The organism is Paraprevotella clara YIT 11840 (assembly GCF_000233955.1).
Taxonomy (GTDB): Bacteria; Bacteroidota; Bacteroidia; order Bacteroidales; family Bacteroidaceae; genus Paraprevotella; species Paraprevotella clara.
This window is the reverse complement of sequence record NZ_JH376672.1, coordinates 1-406: the sequence shown is the minus strand read 5'-3', so window position 1 is coordinate 406 and position 406 is coordinate 1. Positions and strand designations below refer to the sequence as shown.

The following is a 406-nucleotide window of genomic DNA, read 5'->3' as shown; positions in this document are numbered from 1 at the left end:
CCTAATCCTCCGGGAGCTAATAGGGCAGGAACACCAACGGTTTATACGGGAAGTGTAAATATGGCAATAGGGGTTTATGAGCAAACGGTATCAGCCTTTACAGTACCAGCAGGTAAGACCTATTATGTAGAGGTAACCGAAGGCAGTTGTAAGTGGGGCAGTAGAGATGCCGAGGTAAAACAATTAGCCCCTATTACAGCTACGGTAACTGTAAACTCAAAGGTAACGTGCGATACAGCAGGGGTAATAGAAGTGCTCAACACCCAAGGTGGAGGCGGTCAGTATACTTATACGCTTTCAGTGGTATCGGGCGGTAGTTTTATAACACCGATAGCAACGGCAAATAATCGTATAGAGATATTGCGCGATAATGTATTGAACTCTAATAATTTAGAATATCCATCAG

The 406-nt window shown here is 43.8% G+C and carries 1 protein-coding gene; it reads left to right on the top strand.

The genetic code is table 11. The annotated features are described in order from the left end of the window. Positions 1-60: 60 nt before the first annotated feature. Positions 61-406, top strand: a 346-nt coding sequence (locus tag HMPREF9441_RS16995) for a hypothetical protein (protein ID WP_039865633.1), incomplete at its 3' end; no start/stop codon positions are given.